This window comes from Brevundimonas sp. (genome assembly GCF_036399195.1).
Taxonomy (GTDB): domain Bacteria; phylum Pseudomonadota; class Alphaproteobacteria; order Caulobacterales; family Caulobacteraceae; genus Brevundimonas.
Genome location: NZ_DASWNO010000136.1, coordinates 1 through 2,449, shown reverse-complemented (window position 1 = coordinate 2,449; position 2,449 = coordinate 1). Strand labels below are relative to the sequence as shown.

2 protein-coding genes are annotated in these 2,449 nt (G+C 66.7%); both read left to right on the top strand.

Features of this window, described 5'->3' with window-relative positions; translation table 11 throughout:
* Positions 1 to 963, top strand: a 963-nt coding sequence (locus tag VGB60_RS06420) for an oligopeptide:H+ symporter (protein ID WP_331037436.1), incomplete at its 5' end; no start/stop codon positions are given.
* Between the two features lie 23 nt (positions 964 to 986).
* The gene (locus tag VGB60_RS06415; RefSeq protein ID WP_331037435.1) at positions 987 to 2,408 is read left to right on the top strand and encodes an amidohydrolase; all 1,422 of its coding nucleotides are present in this window, start codon (positions 987 to 989) and stop codon (positions 2,406 to 2,408) included.
* The last annotated feature ends 41 nt before the right edge of the window (positions 2,409 to 2,449 follow it).

Here is a 2,449-nt window from a genome sequence, read left to right as displayed (position 1 = left end):
CTCGGCAAGAGCGTCCTGAACGGCGCCGGCGAAGCGCCGGGGCCGCTCAGCAAGACGCGCGAATATACGCTTTACGGCGTCGGCCTTGCCGCCGTCGGCGTGATGTGGGCGCTGATCCAGTATCAGGACGTCATCCAGACGTTGCTGATCGTCTCGGGCGTCGGCCTGCTCGGCTATGTGCTGTTCCAGAGCTTCAAGCTGCCCAAGGAACCGCGCGAGCGGATGTTCGCGATCCTGTTCCTGATTGCCTTGAACCCGCTCTTCTGGGGCCTGTTCGAGCAGGCGGGCGGATCGATGAACCTCTTCACCGACCGCTTCGTCGACCGCGGCGGCGTGCCGGCGTCGATCTTCCAGTCGATCAACCCCATTTACATCATCCTCCTCGCGCCGCTGTTCGCGGCCCTGTGGCAGTGGCTTGGGACGCGCCGGCTCGAGCCTTCCGCACCTGCCAAGTTCGGGCTGGCGCTTCTCCAGATGGGTATTGCCAACCTGGTCCTGGTCTGGGGCGCGGAAGCCTATGGCGTGGCGGCGATGACGCCGGTCATCCTCGTCTTCCTCTACTACCTTTTCGCCACCACCGCCGAGCTCTGCCTGTCGCCGGTCGGCCTGTCGGCGATGAACCGGCTGGCGCCGAGCTACCTTGCGTCGCTGATCATGGGCGCCTGGTTCTACATGACCGCGGTCGGCAATTTCGTCGCCGGCAAGATCGGCGAGGCGACCGGCGGCCATGACGGTGAGATGACCAAGCAGGGCCTGCTCGACATTTACGGCATGTTCGGCTGGATCTCGATCGGCGTCGCCGTGCTGGTGTTGCTGGTCAGCCCGATCGTGAAGCGCTGGATGCACCTCGACACGCTCGAGGACGATCAGGAGCTCGCCGGCTACAAGGAGCTGGCCGACGAAGGCCAGGGTGCCGGCATGTTCCCGCAGCGCGAGACCAAGCCCGGCGACTCCACGATCTGATCAAAAAGGGACAAAGGAACCCGATGCGCTTCAGCCTAGGTGCGGTGGCCGCGAGCGCCGCGTTGCTCGCCGGATGTACGAATGACGAGAGGCCGGCGAGCGCGTCGGCTCCGCCCGGCCAGCCGGCGGCGGAGCGGCGGGCGGCGGTCAACAAGGATCCGTTCCCGTCCACTTACCGGGCCTATCCGGGGACGCTGACCGCGATCACCGGCGCGACCGTGTTCGACGGCGAGGGCGGGCGGATCGAGAACGGGACGGTGGTGATCGCCGACGGCGTGGTCCGCGCGGTCGGCGGCGCGGATGTCGCGATCCCTGAGGGCGCGACGCGGATCGACGGGGCGGGCAAGTGGGTGACGCCCGGGATCATCGACATCCACAGCCACCTTGGCGATTATCCCAGCCCCTCGGTCGAAGCGCATCAGGACGGCAACGAGATTACCGGGCCGGTGCGCCCCGAGGTCTGGGCCGAACACAGCGTCTGGCCGCAGGATCCGGGCTTCAGCCGCGCCCTGACCAATGGCGGGGTGACCAGCCTTCATGTGCTGCCGGGGTCCGCGAATCTGTTCGGCGGGCGCGGCGTGACGCTGAAGAACGTCTATGCCCGCACCATGCAGGGTATGAAGTTCCCCGGCGCGCCCTATTCGCTGAAGATGGCGTGCGGCGAGAATCCGAAGCGGGTTTATGGCGGGCGCAACCAGATGCCGGGCAGCCGGATGGCGAACGTCGCCCTGATGCGGCAGACCTGGGCACGCGCGCAGGAGTATAAGCGCCGCTGGGACAAATATGAGCGCGACGGCGGCGAGCAGCCGGGCCGCGACCTTGCCATGGAGACGCTGTCGGGCGTGCTGGCGGGCGAAATCACCGTCCAGAACCACTGCTACCGCGCCGATGAAATGGCCAACATTTTGGATATGGCCAGGGAGTTCGGCTACAAGGTCGCGGCCTTCCACCATGCGGTGGAGGCGTACAAGATCGCCGATCTCCTGAAGGCGAACGGCACCTGCGGGGCGCTGTGGGCCGATTGGTGGGGCTTCAAGATGGAGGCCTATGACGGCATCAACGAGAATATCCCCTTCGTCCACAATGCGGGCGCCTGCGCGATCGTGCATTCGGATGATCCCAACGGCATCCAGCGGCTGAACCAGGAAGCGGCCAAGGCGCTGGCTTACGGGCGCAAGGCGGGCATCCAGATCAGCGACGAGACCGCGTGGACGTGGCTCAGCTACAATCCCGCCAAGGCGCTCGGCATCGCGGAGCGGACGGGCAGCCTCCGGACGGGCAAGATGGCGGACGTGGTGCTGTGGAACGGCAATCCGTTCAGCGTCTACACGCGGCCCGAGCGGGTGTGGGTGGACGGCGCCCTGATGTACGATTCGGCGGACCCGAACCGGCGTCCGGTCAGCGATTTCGAGCTCGGCCAGCCGGGTGAAGGGGATGTGAAGTGAAGGCGGGTTTCGCAGCGGGCGCGGGCGCGCTCATCCTCGCG

Coding starts and splice junctions, on each gene's coding strand:
- VGB60_RS06415 (WP_331037435.1), top strand. CDS start 987: ATGCGCTTCAGCCTAGGTGCGGTGGCCGCGAGCGCCGCGTTGCTCGCC.